The organism is Marilutibacter chinensis (assembly GCF_021725675.1).
In the GTDB taxonomy this organism is placed as follows: domain Bacteria; phylum Pseudomonadota; class Gammaproteobacteria; order Xanthomonadales; family Xanthomonadaceae; genus Marilutibacter; species Marilutibacter chinensis.
The window spans coordinates 495,196-515,477 of sequence record NZ_JAKJPO010000001.1 but is presented as its reverse complement, the minus strand read 5'-3'; the positions used below and the strand labels follow the sequence as shown (position 1 = coordinate 515,477).

Sequence of the window (20,282 nt, the reverse complement as noted above, 5' to 3'; positions counted from 1 at the left end):
TGCCCGGCGGACCCCGCGTGGGTGTGCCGTGGGAGCGGCGCAGGCCGTGAAGGGGACTTCCATGGAAGGTTCATCGCGGCTTGCGCGGCTTCTACCGGTAGCCGGCGGCCTGCAGCTCGAACAGCTCGGCGTAGCGGCCGCCGGCGGCCATCAGCGCGTCGTGGGTGCCGCTGGCCTCGAGCCGGCCATCGGCCAGCACCAGGATGCGGTCGGCCATGCGCACGCTGCTGAACCGGTGGCTGATCAGCACCGCGGTGCGGCGGTCGGACAGTTCCTTGAAGCGCTGGAACACCTCGAACTCGGCGCGTGCGTCGAGCGCGGCGGTCGGTTCGTCGAGGATCATCACCTGGGCGTCGCGCATGTAGGCGCGGGCGATCGCGATCTTCTGCCACTGCCCGCCGGACAGGTCGACACCGGTCTTGAAGCGGCGGCCGATGACCTGGTCGTAGCCCTGCGGCAGTCCCTCGATCACCTCGTCCGCGAGCGCGCGCCGGGCCGCCTCGCGGATCCGGGCATGATCGTCCATCGCCTCGATGCGGCCGACGCCGATGTTCTCGCCGGCGGTCAGGTGGTAGCGGACGAAGTCCTGGAAGATCACCCCGATGTTCGCCCGCAACTGGTCCAGATCGTATTCGCGCAGGTCGTGGCCGTCGAGCAGGATGCGGCCTTCATCGGGGTCGTACAGACGCGCGAGCAGCTTGACCAGGGTGGTCTTGCCGGCGCCGTTCTCGCCGACCAGGGCGAGCACCTCGCCGGCGCGCAGCTCGAACCCGAGCCCGCGCAGCGCCCACTTTTCCGAGCCGGGGTAGCGGAAGCCGACGTTCTCGAACACGAAGCCTTCGCGGATCGGCACCGGCACCGCGCGCGGATCGGGCGGGCTGGCGATCTCGGGTTCGATCTCGAAGAACGAGAACAGGTCGTCCAGGTACAGCGCCTGTCCGGCGACCTGCGAGAACCCGACCAGCAGTCCTTCGAGCAACTGGCGCAGGCGGCGGAAGCTGCCGGCGAGGAAGGTCAGGTCGCCGATGCTGAAGTCGCCGCGCGCCGTGCGCCAGGCGATGTAGGCGTAGGCGACGTAGTACCCGAGCGTTCCCAGCGCCGCCAGCAGGGTGCCCCAGACCGCCCGGCGGCGGGCGAGCGCACGGTTGGCGCGGAAGAAGCGCTCGGCCAGCGCGCGGTAGCGGGCGATCAGGAAGGTGTGGAGGTTGAATATCTTCACCTCCTTGGCCGTCTCCACACTGGCACCCATCTGCCGCACGTACTCGAGCTGGCGGCGCTCCGGCGTCCATGCGAAGTTCAGCGAATAGCCCAGCGCATTGAAGTGCGATTCGCCGATGAAGGCCGGCACCAGCGCGATCGCGAGCAGGGCGATGAGCCACGGCGCATAGACCAGCAATCCGGCGGCGAAGCTGATCACGGTGACCGCATCCTGGACCTGGCCGAACAGCTGGCTCATCAGGTTCATGCGGCCCATCGTCTGGCGGCGTGCGCGGTCGAGCCTGTCCTGCAGGTCCGGGTCCTCGAAGTCCTCCAGGTCGAGGGTCGCCGCATGCTCCATCAGGCGGATGCTTGTGGCGTTGGTGAACAGTTCCGACAGCAGCGCGTCGCCATAGCTGACCAATCGCCCGATCAGGTCGGAGGCGATCGCCAGAGCGAACTCGATCGCCAGCAGCCAGGCCAGGGGATGCAGCACCCCGGATCGCCACGCATCCTCCAGCCCGCCGGGCGGCAGTCCGGTTCCGACCAGGCGTACCGCCTCGTCGATGATCAGCTTGCCGATGTAGAGCATCACCACCGGCACCAGCGCTCGGACCAGGCGCAACCCCAGCGTCATCAGGGTCAGCCCCGGGCTGGTGGCCCAGATCTGGCGCAGGAACGGCGGCAGGTTGCGCAACGCATCGAAGCGCTCGCGCAGGCTCGGTCGGGATGAATTCGGGGACGACGCGGTGGCGTGCATGGGGCCTGTCGTGACCGGGACGCCTGCAGTGTAGCCGCCGCACGTGAGGAACGGCCTGCGGCGGGGCAGGCCGTTCGCACTTGGGAGAGAGGAGGGTCGGCTCAGGCCGCGGCGGCGGCGTATGGGGTTTCCGGCAACGGCTTGCGCAGACCGACGTTGAGCGTGTTCCAGGCGCGGATCGCGGCGACCGCGAAGGTCAGTTCGCAGATCTCGCGTTCGTCGAACTGTGCCCGCAGCGCTTCAAGCGCGGTGTCCGGTACCGACGAGTGACCGAGCGCGTTGAGCGTCTCCGCCCAGTCAAGCGCGGAGCGTTCGCGATCGTCGAACAGCGGGCTCTCGCGCCAGGCACTGACCGTGTCGAGCTTGCGCTGGGCGACGCCGGCCCTGCGCAGCGCGTCGGCATGCATGTCCAGACAGAACACGCAGCCGTTGAGTTGCGACACGCGCAGCGAGATCAGTTCGACCAGCTGCGCGCCGAGAGGCCCTTTGTACAGCTGGCCGCTGAGCTGCACCAGCTGCTGGAAGTGTCGCGGAACGTGGACGGTGTAATCGATGTGCGATGCATTCATTGCGTTGCTCTCTTCTCATGGCGGCCACCACGGCCGTTGCACGAGGTAGACGGGCGAGGGCGCCGTCGCGTGACACCGGCAATATCGGCCCGCGCCCTGTAACCACGGCCGTTGGAGCGGCATGAGCCGCGACAGGTCCTTCATGGAAAAGCTCCTTCGCGGCTTTCGCGGCTTTCGCGGCTCCTGCGGCCACTCCTGCGAATACCGTGGGGGGCCTGCCAGCCTCAACCGTGCTGCCAGCGCCGTAGCTTGTCCGGGTTCATCACCGTCAGCACCTCGCTGATGCGGTCGCCGTCGACCGAGATCGTGGTGATCGAATGCAGCCGGCCCCGGTGCCAGCGCAGCAGCGCCGGCTCGCCGTTGGCGGTGCCGATACGGGCCTGGGTCGTGCTGCCGATCCGGCGTGCCACCGCCCAGTACAGGCGGGCGATGCGCTCGGCGCCGAGCAGCGGGCGGATCACCGCGGTGACCTTGCCGCCGCCGTCGGAAACCAGCCGCGCATTGGCGGTCAGCAACTGCGTGATCGCCGCCTTGTCGCCGGACTGCGATGCGTGCATGAACCGTTCCAGCAGCTCGCGATGGCGGTCGCGGGTCACCTCGAAGCGGGGACGTCCGGCCTGCAGGCGACTGCGTGCGCGGTGAACCATCTGCCGGCAGTTGGCCTCGCTGTGGCCAAGCAGCGGCGCGATCTGCGCGTAGTCGTAGTCGAACGCCTCCTTCAGCAGGAATGCTGCGCGTTCCTCCGGGCCCAGGCGCTCGAGCAGGGCCAGGAACGCCAGCGATACCTGCCCGGCCAGGTCGGCATGCTGCTCGGGATCCCGCCCGGATGGGGGGGCGGTGTCGACCTGCAGCGGTTCGGGGAGCCATGGGCCGGGGTAGGTTGCGCGTTCGTGGCGTGCCTGGCGCAGGCGGTCGATGCCGAGCCGGGTGGTCGCGGTGACCAGCCAGGCCTCCGGGTCGCGGATGCTGTCGTGGTCGGCCTGCGACCAGCGCAGCCATGCGTCCTGGACCACGTCCTCGGCGTCGCTGCGGCTGCCGAGCAGCTTGTAGGCCAGCGCGAACAGGCGCGCACGATGGGTTTCGAAGATCTGGGTCGTCATGGGATCGGGGACGGGGCAGGAGGCGCCGATGTGACAGCCTGGGGGACGCCGAGCGTGGAATCGGTTCAGTCGCTGCCTTCCGCCGGCGGCGCCTGTAGCGCCTTCGGCAGATGCCAGCCGTAGCGAAGCGCGGCCAGGCGCAGGAAGAAACACAGCGCGGCGCCGATGATCGTCATCGGAAACGCCGGCAGCCGCAGCACGTCGCCGATCGCGACGACGCTGGCACCGGCCAGCGCAGCCACCGCGTAGAGTTCGGCATGCAGCACCAGCGGCACCCGTGCCAGCAGCACGTCGCGGAGCATGCCGCCGCCGATGCCGCTGAGCATGCCCAGGCACGGTGCCATCAGCGGGCCGATGCCGGCGCCCAGCGCCTTGTCGGTGCCGGCGACCGCGAACACCGCCAGGCCGAGCGCATCGAACACCCGCACCGGATGATCCAGGCGCTCGATCCACGGACTCCATGCGAAGGCGATCAGGCCGGCGCTGATCCAGATCGCCGGATAGCGCCAGTCGTGCAGCGCGGCCGGCGGGGTCGCGCCGATCAGCAGGTCGCGCAGGATTCCGCCCGCGCTGGCGGTCGCGAAGGCCAGCACCAGCACGCCGAACAGGTCCAGGCGTCGGCGCACGCCCATCATCGCGCCGCTGAGCGCGAACACGAAGGTGCCGACCAGGTCCAGAGCAAGGATCAGGGTGTCCATGCCCGTGATTCTGGCCGCTCGCCTTGAAACGCGAAACCGGCCGGCGCGCACGCACGGCACGGCGGCAGAACCGCGATGCCGACGGCGGGGTGGCTCAGGGTGGCCGTCGTGTCAGTAGTTCCAGTACTCCCGTATCCGCGAGACCTTGCCGTCGCTGAACTCGAATACGGCCATCCGCGGTGCCCGGTCTCCCATCCGTGCATTGATGCGCTGGACGGCGGTGGCGTTGTCGCCGTGCATCATGCCGACGATGCGATAGGCGTGCCCGGCGGCCCCGGGGCCTTCGAAGCGTCCCTTCTCCAGTGCCGCGAGATGATTGTTCCGCAGTCGCTCGCGTGTGTACACGTCATCCATCATCGGATGCTCGTAGACGAAATCCGGCGTGTAGAGGTCGTACAGGCGTTCGACGTCTTCGAGGTCGGCGCTGGGGGCGGTGGCCGCATTCTGCGCGGCGGTCACGTCCCGGACCAGCCGCTCCATCTGCGCCGGGGTCAGCTCCCAGGCATGCGCGTTGGACGACGGAGCCAGCAGCACGGCGAGAAGCAGCCATGCCTCAGCGGCGGAACGGCGCCGGCTCATCGCGCCGTCCCGGCAAGGCGGGCGGCGCTTCCGGTCCCGAGGCCGGGGCCGGCATGCGAGGCGACGGCCTCCGTCGCCTCGATCCGCACCGGCTGACCGGGTTCGAGACGTTCGCCTCCGAGCACGACCAGCAGATCGCCCGGGCTCAGTTCGCCGTCGACCTCGACCAGGCCGTCGAGCTCCTCGCCCAGTTCCACGTCGACCCGCTGCGCCCGCTGCATCGTGTCGACCCGGTACACGTAGTTGCCTCCGCGCCGCAGCAGCACGGCATCGCGCGGTACCGCGACGACCTGGCGCGGCGCTTCGCTGGGGATCGCCAGCTCGACCGCGCTGCCGACCGGGAGCCGGCCGTCGTCGAGCGCGACCCGGATCTCGAGCTGGCGAGACGCCTCGTCGCCGACGGGGACCACCGCAGTGATGCGATATTCGCCCGATGCCGATGCCGATGCCGGTGCCGATGACGTTGCCGGACGTCGGGCAATGGAACGCTCACCTTCGGCACGCACCCGGACCGGATCGCCGACCGCCAGCTGCGCGGCCAGGGCCACCGGGGCACGCGCCTGGATTTCAAGTCCACTGGTGTCGACCAGGCGGGCAACCTGCGCGCCGCGCGCGAGGAACTCGCCGATCCGGGCATGCTGTTCGACGACCACGCCGGCGAACGGCGCGCGGATCACCATCTGCGCGCGCTGGTGACGGGTCTGTTCCAGCAGGGCGGCGGCGCGCGCGCGTTCCTGCGCGAGCACGTCGCGATCCGAACGTAGCTGTTCGTACTGGGCGCGGGCGATGTTCTGCGCATCGGCCAGCTGCGCGTAGCGGCGCTCCTGGCGGCGCGCCTGTTCGAGAAGGGTGTCGATCCGGGCCAGCTCGGCCTTGGCTTCCCGCTCGCGCAGGCGCAGCGCGGTGTCGTCCAGCACCGCCAGCGCCGCGCCGGCCTCGACCCGCTGCCCGACATCGGCGATCCGGACGATGCGTCCGTCCTGCTCGCTGGCGATGCGGGCATCGTGGCGGCTGATCACACTGCCGGTGGCGCGGTGCAACGGCGCGAACTCGGTGTCGACCGCCGGCGCCACCCGCACCATCGCGGCCGGTGGCGCGTCCTCGGCGGTCGCCGTCTGCGCCTGCGTGTTGGCAGTCGGTGAGGTGTTGCGAAGCTGGTAGAGCACCACCGCCGATACCAGCACCGCGGCGGCGATCAGGATTTTCTTGCGCGTGGACATGGGGGCTTCATCCGCAGGTTTCAGGAGGGGGAGACCGCTTGCGCGACGACCGTGGCCGAAGGTTGCGGGACGTGGTGCGGCAGCCGGGCTTCCAGCAGCCGCAGCAGGGCCGGGATCAGCAGCACCGTGAACAGCAGGCTGAGCGCGATGCCGCCGACGGTGACCACCGCCATGCCGCGGTAGATCTCGGCGCCCGGGCCGGGATTGACCGCCATCGGCAACGCGCCCATCACCCCGGTCAGCGCGGCGATCAGGATCGGCCGCAGGCGCCGGCTGAGCGCCTCGTGCAGGGCGCCGTCGAGATCGTGGCCCTCGGCCTGCGCCTCGCGGGTCTGCGCGACCAGCAGGATCGCGTTGTTGATGACCATGCCCAGCAGCATGATGAAGCCGATCATCGACAGCAGGTCCAGGCTCTGCCCCGAGACCCGGTTGAGCACCTGCAGGCCGAGCACGCCGCCGAGGATCGCCATCGGCAGCGTCGCCATCACGTAGCCGCTGTCGCGCAGCGAGCGGAACATCGCCGCCATCAGCATGAACAGCACCAGCAGCGCCATTGCGAAGTTGCCGCCCATCGTGCGGACCACCTCGCCGAGCCGGTCGGCGCTGCCGGACACCTGCACCGCCGCGTCGGCCGGCAGCGACGCGCGCAGGGCCGGCACGATCTCGCGATCGACGATCTCGAGCGCTTCCTGCAGAGAGATCGACGCGGGCGGATCGACGGTCAGGCTGACCGTGCGGCGGCCGTCGAGCCGGCGCAACTGGCTGGGTGCGAGCACGGTGTCGATGCGGGCGAGGTCGGCAAGCTGGGTGATGCCACCGAACGGCGTCGCCAGCGGTGCCGAGCGCAGCGAGTCCAGGCTCGGTTCGCCGGCGCCGCGCAGGATGATCGGCAGGCGCCGGTCGCCGTCGAACTGCTCGCCCAGCCAGTGGCCATCTCCGAGCGTACGCACCGTGGTGGCGAGGTCGTCGCGGCGCCAGCCGACTTCAGCCAGACGGCGGTCGTCCGGGGTGATCCGCAGCTCGGGCGTCGCCGCCGCGGTATTGGGCCAGCTGCGCACGGTGCCTTCCGGGAAACGTTCGGTGAGCCGTTGCCGGCCCAGTTCCGCGGCTTCGATCAGGGCATCGGCATCCGGGTGCTGGAGATGGATCGCGATCGCCCGCGCGGAGCCACCGAAACCGCCGAACAGGGCGCCGCGGAAGACCGAGGACTGCGTGTCCGGAAGGCCGGCGAGGATTTCCTCGCGCATGATCGTGAGAAACGCGTCGGTCTGGGCCGGATCTTCGGTGCGCGCACCCAGCGAGGCCGAACCGGCGCCCCAGAAATTCAGGTACCAGTTGCGCAGCTTCGGCTCCCGGTCGCCGTCCATGTACGGCCGCATCCGCTCCAGCAGGACCGGCGCGATCTCGCGGTCGGCGCGCTGGATGCTCATGCCCGGCGGCAGGTCGATGCTGGCGTCGGCGGCGGCGCGTTGCACCGGCGGCAGGTAGTCGATCCGCGGTATCAGCGCAACGGTCAACGCCACCGGCGCGACGACCAGACCGGCGATCCAGGCGAGCTGGTGCCGGCGGCTGGCAGTGGCCGCCAGCGCATGCCGGCTGATCCGCGCCCATGGGGCCCCGCCGTCGCCGCGCCCGCCCATGCCGAGCCAGCGGCCGGCCGCGGCCGGCAGCACGGTGACCGCGACCAGCAGCGACACTCCGACCGCGATCGCGATGGTCAGTGCCAGGTCGGAGAACAGCTGGCCTTCGACGTCCTCCATGAAGATCACCGGCAGGAACACCGCGACCGTGGTCAGGGTCGAGGCCAGCAACGCACCGCCGACCTGGCGGGTGCCCTGCAGCGCCGCCTGTAGCGCCGGCATGCCCGATTCGCGCAGGCGGACGATGTTCTCGGCCACCACCACCGCGGCGTCCATCACCATGCCGACCGCGAACGCGAGCCCGGCCAGCGAGATCACGTTGAGACTGCGGCCGGTGAGCTTCAACACGATGAAGGTCGCCAGGATCGAGATCGGGATCGCGCAGGCGATCAGGGCGGTCGCGCGCGCGTCGCGCAGGAACCACCACAGGCAGCCGACCGCCAGGATCAGTCCGGCCACCAGGCTGCCGGACAGCAACCGGATCGCGCGGCGGATGAAGATGCCCGAGTCGAAGCTCTGGGCGATGTCGATTCCGTGCGGACGCAACTCCGTCTCGCGCAATGCGTCGACCGTGCGGACGACCTCGTCCAGCGTTGCCAGCACGTTGGCGCCGTTCGCGCGCAGGATGCGCAGTCCGATGGCCGGGTTGCCGTTCTGGTAGGACACGGCGCCGCGTGGCGGCGGGCGCACATCGATCCGGGCGATGTCGGCCAGCCGTACCGGGCGGCCGTCGCGCCAGGCCAGGATCAGGCCGCCCAGCGCCTCGGGCGAATAGCGGCCGGCAAAGCGCATCACGTACTCGCGCCGACCGACTTCGACCGACCCGCCGGAGACGTCGGTCGCGCCCGCGGCCAGCGCGGCGATCTCCGGGATCTGGATGCCGAGCGCGGCGGCGCGTTGCGGGTCCACGGCGATGGTCAGTTCGTCGGCATCGTTGCCGCGGACCTCGACGCCGGCCACGCCTTCGATCGCGGCCAGGCGCGGGACGATGCGGTCCTCGATCAGCTTTCTGTAGTCGTGCACACCGCCCGCCGTGCCCGGCAACTTCTGCACGAAGAAGAAGCTGAGTGTGTCGCCGGCGTTGAACCCCCCGGACTGCACCACCGGCGGGTCGGCATCGCGCGGCAGCGGGGGCAGCCGGTTCATACGCGACAGCACCTCCACCAGCGTCGCGTCCATGTCGCTGCCGACCGCGAAGCTCATGTTGAGCCAGCTGTTTCCGGCGCTGATGTCGGAGGAGATCTCCTCCAGTCCGGGCAGGCCCTGCATCACCGACTCGATCGGCTCGACGATCTCCGATTCGATCTCCTGCGGCGAGGCCGAGCGCCATGACGTCTGGATGTTCATCTGCGGCCGCTCGATGTCGGGAAACAGCTGCAGCGGCAGGCCGAGCAGGCTGATCAGGCCGAACGCGCAGACCATGCAGACCGCGACGGCGACCGCGGCCGGATTGGCGAGGGAGGCTTGGGTGAGTTTCATCGGCGTGTCCGCATCGGCTTGCGGGCACGATGCGCGCGATGAATGGACCGGCTATGGCCCGTTGGTCATGGCCTGCGGCGAAGCGGGCATCTGTCGCGGCGAAGCGTTGCGTCGGCTGCACTCCGATGCGATCGCCGCAAAGACCGCGTGGTGGGCCCGCCGGCTACTGCAGCAGTTGCAGCCGGTCGCGGTAGCTCCTGGACAGCTTCAACTCCTGTCCGCAATCCAGCCGCAGGAAGCTTTCCCCATTGCTGTGCGGCCGGGTCTCGATGACCCGGCGTGCGTTTACTATCGTCGAACGGTGGATGCGCGGGAAACGTCGCGGGTCGAGCTGCCGCTCCAGTTCGCGCATCGTCGCCCGCAGCACCAGGGTATCGTCGTCGGTGTGGATGCACATGTAGTCGCCGGCGGCATCGATCCAGCGGATGCTGTGCAGCGGCACCCGCACCACGCGGCCGCCATCGCGCACCGACAGCCGCTCGTCGCGCTGCAACTGCTCCAGCGCATCCGGCTGCAGCGCCTCGTCGAGTTCCAGCGGCGGCCGGCCGCTGAGCCCGCCCAGCAGTTCCAGCAGCTGCGAGCAGTGGCCGAGCGCGGCACGGTGCTCGCGGGCCTGCCGGACACGTTCCAGCGACTGTTCGAGCCGTCGTTCGTCGACCGGCTTGAGCAGATAGTCGACCGCCGAGGCCTCGAAGGCCTGGATCGCGTAGTGGTCGTAGGCGGTGACGAACACCACCAGAGGCATCTCCGCGGCGGGGATCTGGCCGAGGGTGGCGAAACCGTCGGCCCCCGGCATCTGCACGTCGAGGAACATCAGCTCGGGCTGCAGCCGATGCACCTGGGCGATCGCGGCGGCGCCATCGCCGCATTCGCCGACGATCTCGATGTCGGGATGGCCCGCCAGCCGCAGCACCAGTCCGCGTCGCGCCAGCGGCTCGTCGTCGACGATCAGGGTGCGGATCGGCCGGATGGCGCCGTCCTTCAAACCGTGCGGGGGCCGGGTATCAGCGATCGGTCCGGACAAGGCCGCGCTCCGAAGTGGCAGAGGTCTCGAACGGCAACTGCAGCCGGACTTCCAATCCATGCCGCAGGTTGCGCGCGCACAGCGTGCCGGCCTCGCCGTACAGCACCCGCAGGCGCTCGCGGGTGTTGCGCAGGCCGACGCCGTTCCCTGCGGGCAGGGTGTCGCCCTCCAGCGCCAGGCAGCCCGGGCCGTTGTCGGTCACCGTCAGCACCAGCCGGTCTCCGTCACGACGCGCTTCGATCCGCAGCAGGCCACCCTCGACCTGGCGCGCGACCGCGTACTTGATCGCGTTCTCGACCAGCGGCTGCAGCAGCAGGCTGGGCAGCAGCGCACGCCAGCAGTCCTCGTCGATTTCGGTTTCCACCTGCAGCCGCTCGGCGAAACGGACCTTCTCGATGTCCAGGTACAGGGTCAGTGCGTCCATTTCCTGACGCAGGGTCACCCGCTGCATCGGGTCGCTGTCCAGCGAGTGGCGCAGGAATGCCGACAGGCTCTGCACCATCCGGTTCGCGTTCGCGTTGTCGCGGTCGAGCACCAGGGTCGAGATCGCGTTCAGGGTGTTGAACAGGAAATGTGGATTCAGCTGGTAGCGGAGCATTTTCAACTGCGCCTGGTGCGCCATCGTGCGCGCGGCGAGGGCACGCCGGGTCTCGTCCTGGGACTGCCTGTAGTAGGTGATGCCCAGGTACAGCCCGACCCAGGCCAGGACGACATAGATGTTGCTCAGCGCATAGAAGAACGCCGTCAGCGTGTTCTCCGGCGAGCAATCCGGGCAGAACTCGAGCTTGAGATGGCGACCGGCCCGTTCCATCAGCGCCGAGCTGGCAAGGATCGGCAGCACCATGATCGCCAGTTGCAGCGCCGGCGGCCGGCCCCGGCAGGCGCGCAGCAGGTAGCGCAGGCCCAGCGTGGTCGCCGCGCCGGTCGCACCGGTGGCCAGGTAGACCATCGCGTAGCCGCCGGGCTTGCCGTAGGCCAGCGCGCTCAGGTAACCCAGCCCCAGGTAGGCCAACCAGCCGCCCAGGTGCAGGATCCAGAACAGCTGCTTGTGGCTGAGCCCCAACGGATGGGGAATGGCGATGGCCATGGGCATTCGGACCGGGACCGCAGGTGCCCCATGCTAGCGCGGGGCGGGCGGGCCCCGTATTTCGCTTCGTCGCGGCGCTCGCACGCTTCGTCGCATCCATGGGTGGAAGCGGCGCCGGGTGGGAGGGGCAGGGGCGGGGGGCAGGCCGGGTCGCTAGAATATGCGCCCCAGCCGCAAGCCAGCCCATCCCGTGACCGCCAGCCAGCCCGCTTCCGACGTTTCCGTGTCCCGCGCTCCCGTTCCGATCCGGCAGGACGACCTGATCCAGTCCGTCGCCGACGCCCTGCAGTACATCAGCTACTACCACCCGGTCGACTACATCCGGAATCTGGCGGCGGCGTACGAGCGCGAGCAGTCGCCGGCGGCCAGGGACGCGATGGCGCAGATCCTGATCAACTCGCGCATGTGCGCGGAGGGCCACCGTCCGATCTGCCAGGACACCGGCATCGTCACCGTGTTCCTGGAGATCGGCATGGACGTGCGCTGGATCGATGCGACGATGGGCGTCGAGGACATGGTCAACGAGGGCGTGCGCCGCGCCTACAACCATCCGGACAACAAATTGCGTGCCTCGGTGCTGGCCGAGCCGGCAGGGGCGCGCCGGAACACGAAGGACAACACCCCGGCGGTGGTCAACGTGAAGGTCGTGCCGGGCAACACCGTCGACGTGATCGTCGCCGCCAAGGGCGGTGGTTCGGAGGCCAAGAGCAAGTTCGCGATGCTCAATCCGTCCGATTCGATCGTCGACTGGGTGCTGAAGACGGTACCGACGATGGGCGCCGGCTGGTGCCCGCCGGGCATGCTCGGCATCGGCATCGGCGGCACCGCCGAGAAAGCGATGCTGCTGGCGAAGGAATCGCTGATGGAGCCGATCGACATCCAGGACCTGATCGTCCGCGGTCCGTCCAGCCGGGTCGAGGAGTTGAGGCTGGAGCTGTACGAGAAGGTCAACGCGCTGGGCATCGGCGCACAGGGCCTGGGTGGCCTGACCACGGTGCTCGACATCAAGATCAAGGACTATCCGACCCATGCCGCCAACCTGCCGGTCGCGATGATCCCGAACTGCGCGGCGACCCGTCATGCGCACTTCACCCTCGACGGCAACGGTCCGGTCGCGCTCGATCCGCCGTCGCTCGAGGACTGGCCGAAGCTCACCTACAACCCGCAGAACGCGCGCCGGGTGGACCTCGACACGATCACCAGGGAGGAAGTCGCCAGTTTCAAGCCGGGCGAAGTGATCCTGCTCAACGGCAAGCTGCTGACCGGCCGCGACGCCGCGCACAAGCGCATGGTCGACATGCTCAACAAGGGCGAGAAGTTGCCGGTCGATTTCACCAACCGCTTCATCTACTACGTCGGTCCGGTCGATCCGGTCGGCGACGAAGTGGTGGGCCCGGCCGGCCCGACCACCGCGACCCGGATGGACAAGTTCACCCGCCAGATGCTCGAACAGACCGGCCTACTGGGAATGGTCGGCAAGGCCGAGCGCGGCGATGCGGCGATCGATGCGATCCGCGACAACAAGGCGGTCTACCTGATGGCGGTCGGCGGCTCGGCCTATCTGGTGTCCAAGGCGATCAAGGCCAGCCGCGTACTGGCGTTCGAGGACCTGGGCATGGAGGCGATCTACGAGTTCGAGGTCAGGGACATGCCGGTCACCGTCGCGGTCGATTCGACCGGCGAGTCGGTGCATCGCACCGGTCCGCGCGAGTGGCAAACCCGGATCGGCAAGATCCCGGTGGTCGTCGAAGCCTGAGTGCCTTCCTGTGGAGCCGGCGCACGTGCCGGCTTCTTTTTTGTCCGTCCTCCCCCTCGCAGAAGGAAAACCGATGTCCGTCGTCCTGTACGGTTCCAGGAGCACCGCGTCGCTGGTGGTCCACTGGCTGCTGATCGAGCTCGGGATCGAGCACGAGCTGGTGATGCTCGATTTCGACAGGCGTGAGCAGAAGTCGCCCGGATACCTGAAGCTGAATCCGCAGGGGCGGGTGCCGACGCTCGTGATCGATGGCCAGGTCCTGACCGAATCGACCGCGATCGCGATGCACCTGGCCGACCTGCATCCGCAGGCCGGCCTCGCGCCGCCGGTCGGCAGCGCCGCCCGCGCCGCCTACTACCGCTGGATGCTGTTCGCCGCCTACACCCTGATGCCGGCCTATCGCGCGTGGTTCTACTCCGACGAACCGGCGGGCGAGGAGAGCGCCGGCGCGGTCCGGGCGAGGGCGCGCGAGACGATCGAGTCGGCCTGGTCGCAGGTGGACGAACACCTCGCCGCCAATGGGCCGTACCTGCTCGGCGATACGAGGTCCGCGGTCGATTTCGTGTTCACGATGCTGATGCGCTGGTCGCGCAACATGCCGCGCCCCGCCGACGGCTGGCCAGCCCTGTCGGCGCATGCGCAGCGGATGAAGGCGCTGCCGTCGTTCCGCGAGGTCTACGCGCGCGAAGGCATCGACGACTGGACCTAGCCTGCGTCCGGGCGGTCCGGCTCAGAGCCGGGCCGCGAGCCCGGCGAGCCGCTGCTGGGTATCCGCGCGCAGCAGATAGCTGTTCGCCATCGCCTCCAGACCGGCGAGGTTGGTCTCCGTGACGTCGTCGAGGTCGTCGAGCCCGGGCATCAGTTCGGCCTGCATGCGGAAATAGCCGTCGCCGACGATGTGGCGGGCGATGTAGTCGACCGAGTCGGTATTGCCGTCGAACAGCACGTCGATGATCGGCACTGCCCACTCCAGCGCCCCCCATTCCCGTGCGGTCCTGAGATTGATCGGCCGGTTGCGCTCGCCCGTACCCACCGAAAGCACCAACAGGTCGTGGGCGCTGTCGACGCGGCGGTCCTTGCGCATCGCCTCGGCGATCGCGCAGGCGGTCGGGTTGTTGGCGACGACACCGCCGTCGATCAGCGAGCATTTGCGTCCCTCGACCGTCATTCCGTGGGCCGGGAAATAGGTCGGCGCGGCGACCGAGGCGCGGCAGACCTCCCAGACCGGCAGCCCGGCATGTTCCGGCTTGAAGCTCTTGAACATCACGGGCTTGCGCGACACGGTGTCGTAGCTGGTGACCAGCAGCGGCTTTTTCGCCTCGCCGAGGGTGGCGCTGCCGAAGGTCTTCTTCAGCACCTTCTCCAGGCCCTTGCCGTCGTAGCGGGGCGCCGATGCGCCCTGTGTGAACAGACGGCCCGCGCGTGACCACAGGCGCTCGGCCATCCCTGGAAAGATGTCGTGGCGCTGCCTGCGGTAGAGCTCGGCGAGCTCGGCGGGATTGCGCCCCAGCGCCAGCCCGCAGGCGATCAGCGCGCCCGTCGAACTGCCGGCGAGCAGGTCGAACCGCTTCAGCAGGCCGGGCTTGCCTGCCTGCGCAAGCGCGACCTCGACCCCCTGCAGCCACAGGCAACTGACCAGGCCGCGGATGCCGCCACCATCGAGGGACAGGATGCGTCGCATCTTCATCGCGTGTTCTCCTTGCGCTTGACGTCACCGGGCCGGTGCGGTGGATCATGATCGTCCGGGACCGTCTCCGGCGCTGCGACGGACGATCGCGACGGCGTCAGTACCACTCCAGCATCGATACACCCAGGCCGATGTAGGTCGCGCGATGGTTGTAGTCGATCATGCTCTCGCCATAGCCATCGAACACCTGCAGATGGCCACGCAGCCCGTTGTCGATCGGAAAGCCCCAGTCGAACTGCAGCGAGCCATGCGAACGATCGTCCCCGCGCAGCGAATGGCGGCCGGTCAACGAGAACTGGTGGCCTCCGTGGACATAGACCAGGGTCGCGTCGCCGCGGCCGACGTAGTCCTCGATGTCGGCGTTGTTGTCGTCGGCCGGATCTTCCGAAACCCGCCACCACGGCCGCAGCACCAGCGACCAGTTCTCGCGGTCAAGGCCGACCATGCCGATCACCCGGTTCCAGCTGCGCGACAGCGGATCGGCACGGCCGTTGGACTGGTGGTTGAGGCCGATGCCCGCCATCCGTCCGCTCCAGCCGAGCAGGTGATAGCTGTTGCGGAACACCAGCATCGCCTCGGGTTCGTAGTTGGTCTCTCGGAACGGCCGCGAGATGTCGGCGTTGTAGACCTGCCAGCGCGAACTCTGCGTGTAGCCGAGCCAGAGGTCGCCGTTGTCGCCGAAGATGTTCTCCCATGCCTTCATCTTGAAGCTGAGCTGGAACTTGGACTCCAGGTCCTGCAGGCCGAGCGGTGTGGTGACGGTGTTGTTGGGGTTCGGCGACGCCGGTGTGTCGTTGACGTCGCTGGTCCAGAACACCGGCAACAGGTAGGTCGGCTTGTAGGCGCGGAAATTGAATGTGCCCAGCTTGGAGTCGCGCGCCAGTTCCCAGCGGCTGTCGAGCAGCGAGCCCTTGCCGGCATTGGCGATCGCCGTGCGCAGCGGATCCTCGTGCGGGTACAGCTCGCCGCCGACCTCGGGTATCGCGGGTATCGCGTCGGGCACCACCTGCTCGCCGATCTCCAGGTTCTCCGCGATCGCCCGCGCCTCTCGTGCGGCCACGTCGGCGTCGTGGGCGGTGCCGGCCTGGCGGCGATGGAACGCGTCGTAGCAGGCCAGGCGGTCCGCATCGGCATCTATCCGCAGACAGGCCTCCGCGGTAGTCGGCTGCGCCGATTGCTGGGCCTGTCCGGCAAGCGGCGCCAACGCGAACAGGGCGGGCAACAGCAGCAGGCGTTTCGTATCCGGGGTCGCGGTGCGGGGAAGAGGTTTGGGCATCGGGGGAGCATCCGTCAGGACGGGTTTGGAGTCGAACGGGGTCACGGGACGAGGATAGCCGCCGATGAAAACGATTGCGGCGGCCCGGAACGTGGACCGGCTCCTACAGCCACCAGGCCAGCAGGAACAGGCCGAGCATCGCGAACGCCAGGCCGAGCTTGAGCACGGTGCCGACGACGATGCCGAGCCAGGTGCCGAGCCCGACCCGCGTCGCCTGACCGACATGGCGGGTGTGGATCAGCTCGCCTATCAACGCGCCGACGAACGGCGCCACGAAGATGCCGACGAAGCCGAACGCCAGGCCGGCGAAGGTTCCGATCACCGCGCCGACCAGGGCCAGGCGGCTGGCGCCCACCCGCTTGGCGCCCAGTGCGGTGGCGGCGAAGTCGACCAGCACCGACAGCACGGTCAACAGGCCGAGCATCGTCAGCGGCATCCAGCCGACCTGCTGGAAGTCGCCGGTCCAGGCGGCCAGCAGCATGCCGACGAAGACCAGGGGCACGCCCGGCAGCGCCGGCAGCACCGTGCCCGCGACGCCGATCAGGATCAGGACGCCGGCAAGCGTGTAGTAGAGGTGGTGTATGTCCAATCATCGGCTCCAGGTCTGGCGCTCGGCACCGGGATGAAACCGACCGGCTGCGGGCCTGGATGGGAGGACGGTTCCCCCGGTCGGAGTCGGATTGCATTTTCACATGGTGCGGGGTAAGTTGCGGACGCTGCGCTTGCCAGGGTCACCGTGAATCGTGGCCCGATGCGGTTGATCCGACGATCCGCTACATCGTTGCACCTCGCTTCCTCCTTGCAACCAGCACTTCGCGCAAGCGATGTCCAAATCAACGTTCCAAGGAGCAAGTCAATGTCGAACCGTGAAACCGGTACCGTCAAGTGGTTCAACGATGCCAAGGGCTTCGGCTTCATCAGCCGCGAGAATGGCGAGGACGTGTTCGTGCACTTCCGCGCGATCCAGACCCAGGGCTTCAAGAGCCTGAAGGAAGGCCAGCAGGTCTCCTTCACCGTCGTCCAGGGCCAGAAGGGCCTGCAGGCCGACGCGGTCGAACCGTTGTAATCACCGCGGTTCCCGTACGCGTACCTGTTCCGCCGGCCATCAGGCCGGAGGCACATCGGGAACCCATGAAAAACCCGGCCGTCTGGCCGGGTTTTTCTTTGCCTGACGATCAGGGCCCTGGAGCCCGGACGAGGGCTCAGTATCCGTAGACGCGGCCGTTGGCGACCCGCACCCGCGAACCGGCCTGCAGGCCGCCCATGCTGTCCATCGTGACGACCGTGGTGCGTCCGTCGTCCATCCGCACGTGCACGTTGTAGCGGGTCTGGACCGCGTTCTGTACCGCATTGCCGGCGACCGCACCGGCCGCCGCACCAGCGACGGTGGCGGTGTTGCGCCGGCCCTTGCTTTCGTCGTCGGCCAGTTCGCGGCCGGCGACCGCGCCGACCAGGCCGCCGAGTATCGCGCCGGTGGCGTTCGGGGCGCGCTGGGTGCGGATCGGCTCGATGCGGGTGATCACGCCGCAGTCGTAGCAGCGCTCGCTGCCGTACGAAGGCGCGGACGAGCCGTAGCCGGCGGAACCCGACGGCCCATAGCCGGGAGTCGCACAGCCAGCCAGAGCGAGCATGCCTGCGCCGGCGACGCCGATCAGGCGGAGGTCGAAACGGCGCGGACGGAGCTCTCTATTGTCCGGGGCGTTCTGGCGTGCATCGTTCGAATCGCGGTTGCTGGGATCGATCCTGTTCATGCCGGTCTCCTGCGTCGAAGGGCGCATGCGCGGGCCCATTCCCGCGCTTCGGCTCCACGCTAGGAGATCGCGCATGAACGCTCCGCCAATTCCGGGCGCCCCGTTTCGGGTCGTTCAGGATGAGCGTGGGTTCAGCCGCGGAAGTCCTGGTGGCAGGCCTTGCAGGCGTTGCCGATGTCCTTGGCCACGGCTTCGACGCCGGCGCAGTTGAGCGGTGGGTTGGCCAGCGCGGTGTCGAGGGTGGCGCGCAGCTTGCTGGCGCTCTGGACGAAGCGCTCGTCGTCGCGAAGGTCAGGGAATGCCGGTTCGAGGTCGTTGGCCATCTCGCGCAGGGTGCGCAGGTGGGGCAGGGTGTCGGTGGCGGCGCAGCGATTCTGCTTGAGGCTGGCCTGCAACTTGTCCAGGTGCCACTGCTGCACGTGCATCACCGCGTCGGGAAGGCGGTCGTCGATGGTCTTGCGGGCCTCGATCGCACGCAGCGCCATCACCGTCGCGATCACGCCCAGGACCAGGCCGAGGATCAACAGGAACAGGTACCTGGATGCATTGCCGGTCGTCGGCGCCTTGGCGGCGGTGTCGGGCTGGGTGTCGTTCATGGCCTGGCCTCCTTGGATGTGGCGGGCACGATAGCATGCTGCGACTCGGCGCCAGCGGCTGCCGTCCGTACACTATGCCGATGGTCGCAGCCCCTGATTCCCCTGTTCTGGACGCGTCGCTGAAGGAGCGTTTTGCCGGCGTCGACCGGCTCTACGGCGCAGGCGCGCTTGCCCGCTTCTCTGCCTGCCGGGTCGCGGTGGTCGGGATGGGAGGCGTAGGCTCGTGGGCGGTCGAGGCACTTGCGCGCACCGGCATCGGCCACCTGACCCTGATCGACGCGGACGACCTGTGCGTGTCGAACACCAATCGCCAGTTGCCGGCGCTCGCCGGTCAGTACGGTCGTGCCAAGGTCGAGGCGATGGCCGAACGCTGCCGGGCGATCAACCCGGGAATCTCGGTGAGCGCCGTGACGAGCTTCCTGACCGCCGGCAACGTGGCCGAGCTGCTCGAAGGCGGTTTCGACCTGGTGCTCGATGCCTGCGACAGCTTCCGCAGCAAGGTCGAGCTGATTGCCTGGTGCCGGCGCCGGAAGCTGCCGTTGGTAGTGGTGGGGTCGGCCGGCGGGCGCACCGACGCGACCCTGGTGCGGGTGCGCGACCTGTCGCGAACCGAGCACGACGCGATGCTGGCGCTGATCCGCAAGAAGTTGCGTGCCGAGTTCAATTTCCCGCGCAGCCCGGCACGTTACTTCAGCGTGCCGGCGGTGTACTCGCTGGAGAACGTGAAGTATCCGCAGGCCGACGGCACCGTCTGCGGCGTGCGCCCGAAGGTCGACGGCGAGGCGGCGCTCAAGCTCGATTGCGGCGGCGGCCTGGGTGCAGCGACGCATGTCACCGGTACGTTCGCGTTCGCCGCTGTCGGCAAGGCGCTCGAGATGCTGCTGCGCCGGCAAGGCGGGGCCGCCGGCGGACGCCGTGAGCCGCGGATTCACGCGGATCGGCACGAATGACCGTTTGTTGGCGGCCGGTCAGCTCTCCTCCGCCCGGATTCGCAGGAGCGGCGTGAGCTGCGATGTGGCTTTTCCTTCAAGCCAGTCGCGGCTCGCGCCGTTCCTGTGGGCGTCACGATGCATTTACGGCGGATAGCCCGAACAAGCGTTCGGCGTTGGCGGTGGTGGCGCGGGCCAGTTCGTCCGGCACCATGTTGCGCAGGGTCGCGATCGTTCCGAGCACGTGGGTCAGCCGTGCCGGCTCGTTGCGCTGGCCGCGGATGTCCGCGTCGGGCTGGTCGGGCGCGTCGGTTTCGAGCAGCAGGCTTTCGATCGGTACTTCGGCGGCGATCCGGCGCAGGCGGTTCGCGCGCGGATAGGTGACAGGGCCGCCCAGGCCGATCAGGAAGCCCAGCGTGTGCAGGCGGCGCGCCTGGTCGGGGCTGCCGGAGAAGCTGTGGACCACGCCGCGCAGGGGGCCGAAACGGCGGATCGCCGCGATCACCGCGTCCACGGCACGGCGCGCATGCACGATGACCGGGAGGTCGAACTCGCGTGCGAGCCGCAACTGGGCATCGAAGTAGTGGCCCTGCGCGTCGTGGTCCAGGCCCTCGACGAAGTAGTCGAGCCCGCATTCCCCGATCGCGACCGGATGTTCGCGCTGCAGCCAGTCCCGCAATTGGACGAGGTGCTCGGGGCGGTGCTCGGCCAGGTACATCGGATGCAGGCCATAGGCCGCGTGCAGGCCGGGGGCGAGCCGGCAGGCTTCGCGCAGGCCGGGCCAGCTGGCGGCGCTGACCGCGGGAACGATCTGCCGGGTCACGCCCGCGGCCCGCGCGCGGGCGATCACGTCTCGTCGGTCGACGCCGAACTCCGGCGCATCCAGGTGGCAATGCGAGTCGACCAGCATGACGGCGCGAACCAGGAGGCGCGC

General features: G+C 69.0%; 19 protein-coding genes. 4 read left to right on the top strand and 15 right to left on the bottom strand.

Annotated elements, in window-relative coordinates; translation table 11 throughout:
* Positions 1-91: 91 nt before the first annotated feature.
* The 9 genes from L3V18_RS02305 to L3V18_RS02265 all read right to left on the bottom strand — a co-directional run bounded on the left by L3V18_RS02305 (position 92) and on the right by L3V18_RS02265 (position 11,353).
* On the bottom strand, positions 92-1,957 hold the full coding sequence (locus tag L3V18_RS02305; protein ID WP_237052977.1) for an ABC transporter ATP-binding protein: 1,866 nt from the start codon (positions 1,955-1,957) through the stop codon (positions 92-94).
* Positions 1,958-2,058: 101 nt separating this feature from the next.
* A complete protein-coding gene (locus L3V18_RS02300) occupies positions 2,059-2,526 on the bottom strand; it encodes a carboxymuconolactone decarboxylase family protein (RefSeq protein ID WP_237052976.1) in 468 nt (155 codons plus the stop codon).
* Positions 2,527-2,750: 224 nt separating this feature from the next.
* Positions 2,751-3,626, bottom strand: a complete 876-nt coding sequence (locus tag L3V18_RS02295; protein WP_237052975.1) for an RNA polymerase sigma-70 factor — start codon at positions 3,624-3,626, stop codon at positions 2,751-2,753.
* 65 nt (positions 3,627-3,691) lie between these two features.
* The gene (locus L3V18_RS02290) at positions 3,692-4,324 is read right to left on the bottom strand and encodes a trimeric intracellular cation channel family protein (RefSeq protein WP_237052974.1); all 633 of its coding nucleotides are present in this window, start codon (positions 4,322-4,324) and stop codon (positions 3,692-3,694) included.
* A gap of 111 nt (positions 4,325-4,435) precedes the next feature.
* Entirely contained in the window at positions 4,436-4,903 is a 468-nt protein-coding gene (locus L3V18_RS02285) for a nuclear transport factor 2 family protein (RefSeq protein WP_237052973.1), read from the bottom strand.
* Positions 4,900-6,123 (bottom strand): efflux RND transporter periplasmic adaptor subunit, encoded by a 1,224-nt coding sequence (locus L3V18_RS02280; protein WP_237052972.1) that lies wholly within the window; start codon positions 6,121-6,123, stop codon positions 4,900-4,902. The genes L3V18_RS02285 and L3V18_RS02280 overlap by 4 nt, the downstream gene beginning before the upstream one ends.
* Positions 6,124-6,143: 20 nt before the next feature.
* Positions 6,144-9,242, bottom strand: coding sequence for an efflux RND transporter permease subunit (locus L3V18_RS02275; RefSeq protein ID WP_237052971.1), 3,099 nt, complete (start codon positions 9,240-9,242; stop codon positions 6,144-6,146).
* A gap of 163 nt (positions 9,243-9,405) precedes the next feature.
* Positions 9,406-10,266: a LytR/AlgR family response regulator transcription factor gene (locus L3V18_RS02270; RefSeq protein WP_237052970.1), complete on the bottom strand. Its 861-nt coding sequence runs from the start codon at positions 10,264-10,266 to the stop codon at positions 9,406-9,408.
* The gene (locus L3V18_RS02265) at positions 10,247-11,353 is read right to left on the bottom strand and encodes a sensor histidine kinase (RefSeq protein WP_237052969.1); all 1,107 of its coding nucleotides are present in this window, start codon (positions 11,351-11,353) and stop codon (positions 10,247-10,249) included. Before L3V18_RS02265 ends, L3V18_RS02270 begins: the two co-directional genes overlap by 20 nt.
* 244 nt (positions 11,354-11,597) lie before the next feature.
* On the opposite strand from L3V18_RS02265, the gene L3V18_RS02260 reads away from it, so the two are divergent.
* Both L3V18_RS02260 and L3V18_RS02255 read left to right on the top strand, forming a co-directional pair.
* The gene (locus L3V18_RS02260; RefSeq protein ID WP_237053692.1) at positions 11,598-13,109 is read left to right on the top strand and encodes a fumarate hydratase; all 1,512 of its coding nucleotides are present in this window, start codon (positions 11,598-11,600) and stop codon (positions 13,107-13,109) included.
* 73 nt (positions 13,110-13,182) lie between these two features.
* Positions 13,183-13,818, top strand: a complete 636-nt coding sequence (locus tag L3V18_RS02255; RefSeq protein ID WP_237052968.1) for a glutathione S-transferase family protein — start codon at positions 13,183-13,185, stop codon at positions 13,816-13,818.
* Between the two features lie 21 nt (positions 13,819-13,839).
* On the opposite strand, the gene L3V18_RS02250 is transcribed toward L3V18_RS02255, so the two are convergent.
* From L3V18_RS02250 to L3V18_RS02240, 3 genes are all read right to left on the bottom strand, one after another.
* Positions 13,840-14,796, bottom strand: coding sequence for a patatin-like phospholipase family protein (locus L3V18_RS02250; RefSeq protein WP_237052967.1), 957 nt, complete (start codon positions 14,794-14,796; stop codon positions 13,840-13,842).
* A gap of 97 nt (positions 14,797-14,893) precedes the next feature.
* On the bottom strand, positions 14,894-16,072 hold the full coding sequence (locus L3V18_RS02245; protein ID WP_237052966.1) for a phospholipase A: 1,179 nt from the start codon (positions 16,070-16,072) through the stop codon (positions 14,894-14,896).
* A gap of 103 nt (positions 16,073-16,175) precedes the next feature.
* Positions 16,176-16,661, bottom strand: a complete 486-nt coding sequence (locus tag L3V18_RS02240) for a DUF456 domain-containing protein (protein ID WP_237052965.1) — start codon at positions 16,659-16,661, stop codon at positions 16,176-16,178.
* Positions 16,662-16,928: 267 nt separating this feature from the next.
* Here L3V18_RS02240 and L3V18_RS02235 point away from each other — a divergent pair, with 267 nt between their 5' ends.
* Positions 16,929-17,138 (top strand): cold-shock protein, encoded by a 210-nt coding sequence (locus L3V18_RS02235; protein ID WP_036206291.1) that lies wholly within the window; start codon positions 16,929-16,931, stop codon positions 17,136-17,138.
* Between the two features lie 136 nt (positions 17,139-17,274).
* Here L3V18_RS02235 and L3V18_RS02230 read toward each other — a convergent pair whose 3' ends face one another.
* Together L3V18_RS02230 and L3V18_RS02225 are read right to left on the bottom strand one after the other, a co-directional pair.
* Positions 17,275-17,703 carry a glycine zipper 2TM domain-containing protein gene (locus tag L3V18_RS02230; RefSeq protein ID WP_237053691.1) on the bottom strand — a complete coding sequence of 143 codons (429 nt, stop codon included), beginning with the start codon at positions 17,701-17,703 and terminating at the stop codon, positions 17,275-17,277.
* A gap of 251 nt (positions 17,704-17,954) precedes the next feature.
* Positions 17,955-18,419 (bottom strand): hypothetical protein, encoded by a 465-nt coding sequence (locus L3V18_RS02225; RefSeq protein ID WP_237052964.1) that lies wholly within the window; start codon positions 18,417-18,419, stop codon positions 17,955-17,957.
* Positions 18,420-18,499: 80 nt separating this feature from the next.
* Between L3V18_RS02225 and L3V18_RS02220 the strand changes: the two genes are divergently transcribed.
* Complete coding sequence (locus L3V18_RS02220) at positions 18,500-19,369, top strand: tRNA threonylcarbamoyladenosine dehydratase (RefSeq protein WP_425493453.1); 870 nt, start codon at positions 18,500-18,502, stop codon at positions 19,367-19,369.
* Positions 19,370-19,481: 112 nt separating this feature from the next.
* On the opposite strand, the gene L3V18_RS02215 is transcribed toward L3V18_RS02220, so the two are convergent.
* Positions 19,482-20,258, bottom strand: coding sequence for a TatD family hydrolase (locus L3V18_RS02215; RefSeq protein ID WP_237052963.1), 777 nt, complete (start codon positions 20,256-20,258; stop codon positions 19,482-19,484).
* Positions 20,259-20,282: the final 24 nt, after the last annotated feature.

Excerpts from the sequence above, each read along its gene's own strand:
- L3V18_RS02250 (WP_237052967.1), bottom strand. The coding sequence starts at position 14,796 with ATGAAGATGCGACGCATCCTGTCCCTCGATGGTGGCGGCATCCGCGGC.
- L3V18_RS02275 (WP_237052971.1), bottom strand. The coding sequence starts at position 9,242 with ATGAAACTCACCCAAGCCTCCCTCGCCAATCCGGCCGCGGTCGCCGTC.
- L3V18_RS02265 (WP_237052969.1), bottom strand. The coding sequence starts at position 11,353 with ATGGCCATCGCCATTCCCCATCCGTTGGGGCTCAGCCACAAGCAGCTG.
- L3V18_RS02245 (WP_237052966.1), bottom strand. The coding sequence starts at position 16,072 with ATGCCCAAACCTCTTCCCCGCACCGCGACCCCGGATACGAAACGCCTG.
- L3V18_RS02290 (WP_237052974.1), bottom strand. The coding sequence starts at position 4,324 with ATGGACACCCTGATCCTTGCTCTGGACCTGGTCGGCACCTTCGTGTTC.
- L3V18_RS02305 (WP_237052977.1), bottom strand. The coding sequence starts at position 1,957 with ATGCACGCCACCGCGTCGTCCCCGAATTCATCCCGACCGAGCCTGCGC.
- L3V18_RS02235 (WP_036206291.1), top strand. The coding sequence starts at position 16,929 with ATGTCGAACCGTGAAACCGGTACCGTCAAGTGGTTCAACGATGCCAAG.
- L3V18_RS02285 (WP_237052973.1), bottom strand. The coding sequence starts at position 4,903 with ATGAGCCGGCGCCGTTCCGCCGCTGAGGCATGGCTGCTTCTCGCCGTG.
- L3V18_RS02225 (WP_237052964.1), bottom strand. The coding sequence starts at position 18,419 with ATGAACGACACCCAGCCCGACACCGCCGCCAAGGCGCCGACGACCGGC.
- L3V18_RS02255 (WP_237052968.1), top strand. The coding sequence starts at position 13,183 with ATGTCCGTCGTCCTGTACGGTTCCAGGAGCACCGCGTCGCTGGTGGTC.
- L3V18_RS02295 (WP_237052975.1), bottom strand. The coding sequence starts at position 3,626 with ATGACGACCCAGATCTTCGAAACCCATCGTGCGCGCCTGTTCGCGCTG.
- L3V18_RS02215 (WP_237052963.1), bottom strand. The coding sequence starts at position 20,258 with ATGCTGGTCGACTCGCATTGCCACCTGGATGCGCCGGAGTTCGGCGTC.
- L3V18_RS02230 (WP_237053691.1), bottom strand. The coding sequence starts at position 17,703 with ATGCTCGCTCTGGCTGGCTGTGCGACTCCCGGCTATGGGCCGTCGGGT.
- L3V18_RS02220 (WP_425493453.1), top strand. The coding sequence starts at position 18,500 with ATGGTCGCAGCCCCTGATTCCCCTGTTCTGGACGCGTCGCTGAAGGAG.
- L3V18_RS02300 (WP_237052976.1), bottom strand. The coding sequence starts at position 2,526 with ATGAATGCATCGCACATCGATTACACCGTCCACGTTCCGCGACACTTC.
- L3V18_RS02280 (WP_237052972.1), bottom strand. The coding sequence starts at position 6,123 with ATGTCCACGCGCAAGAAAATCCTGATCGCCGCCGCGGTGCTGGTATCG.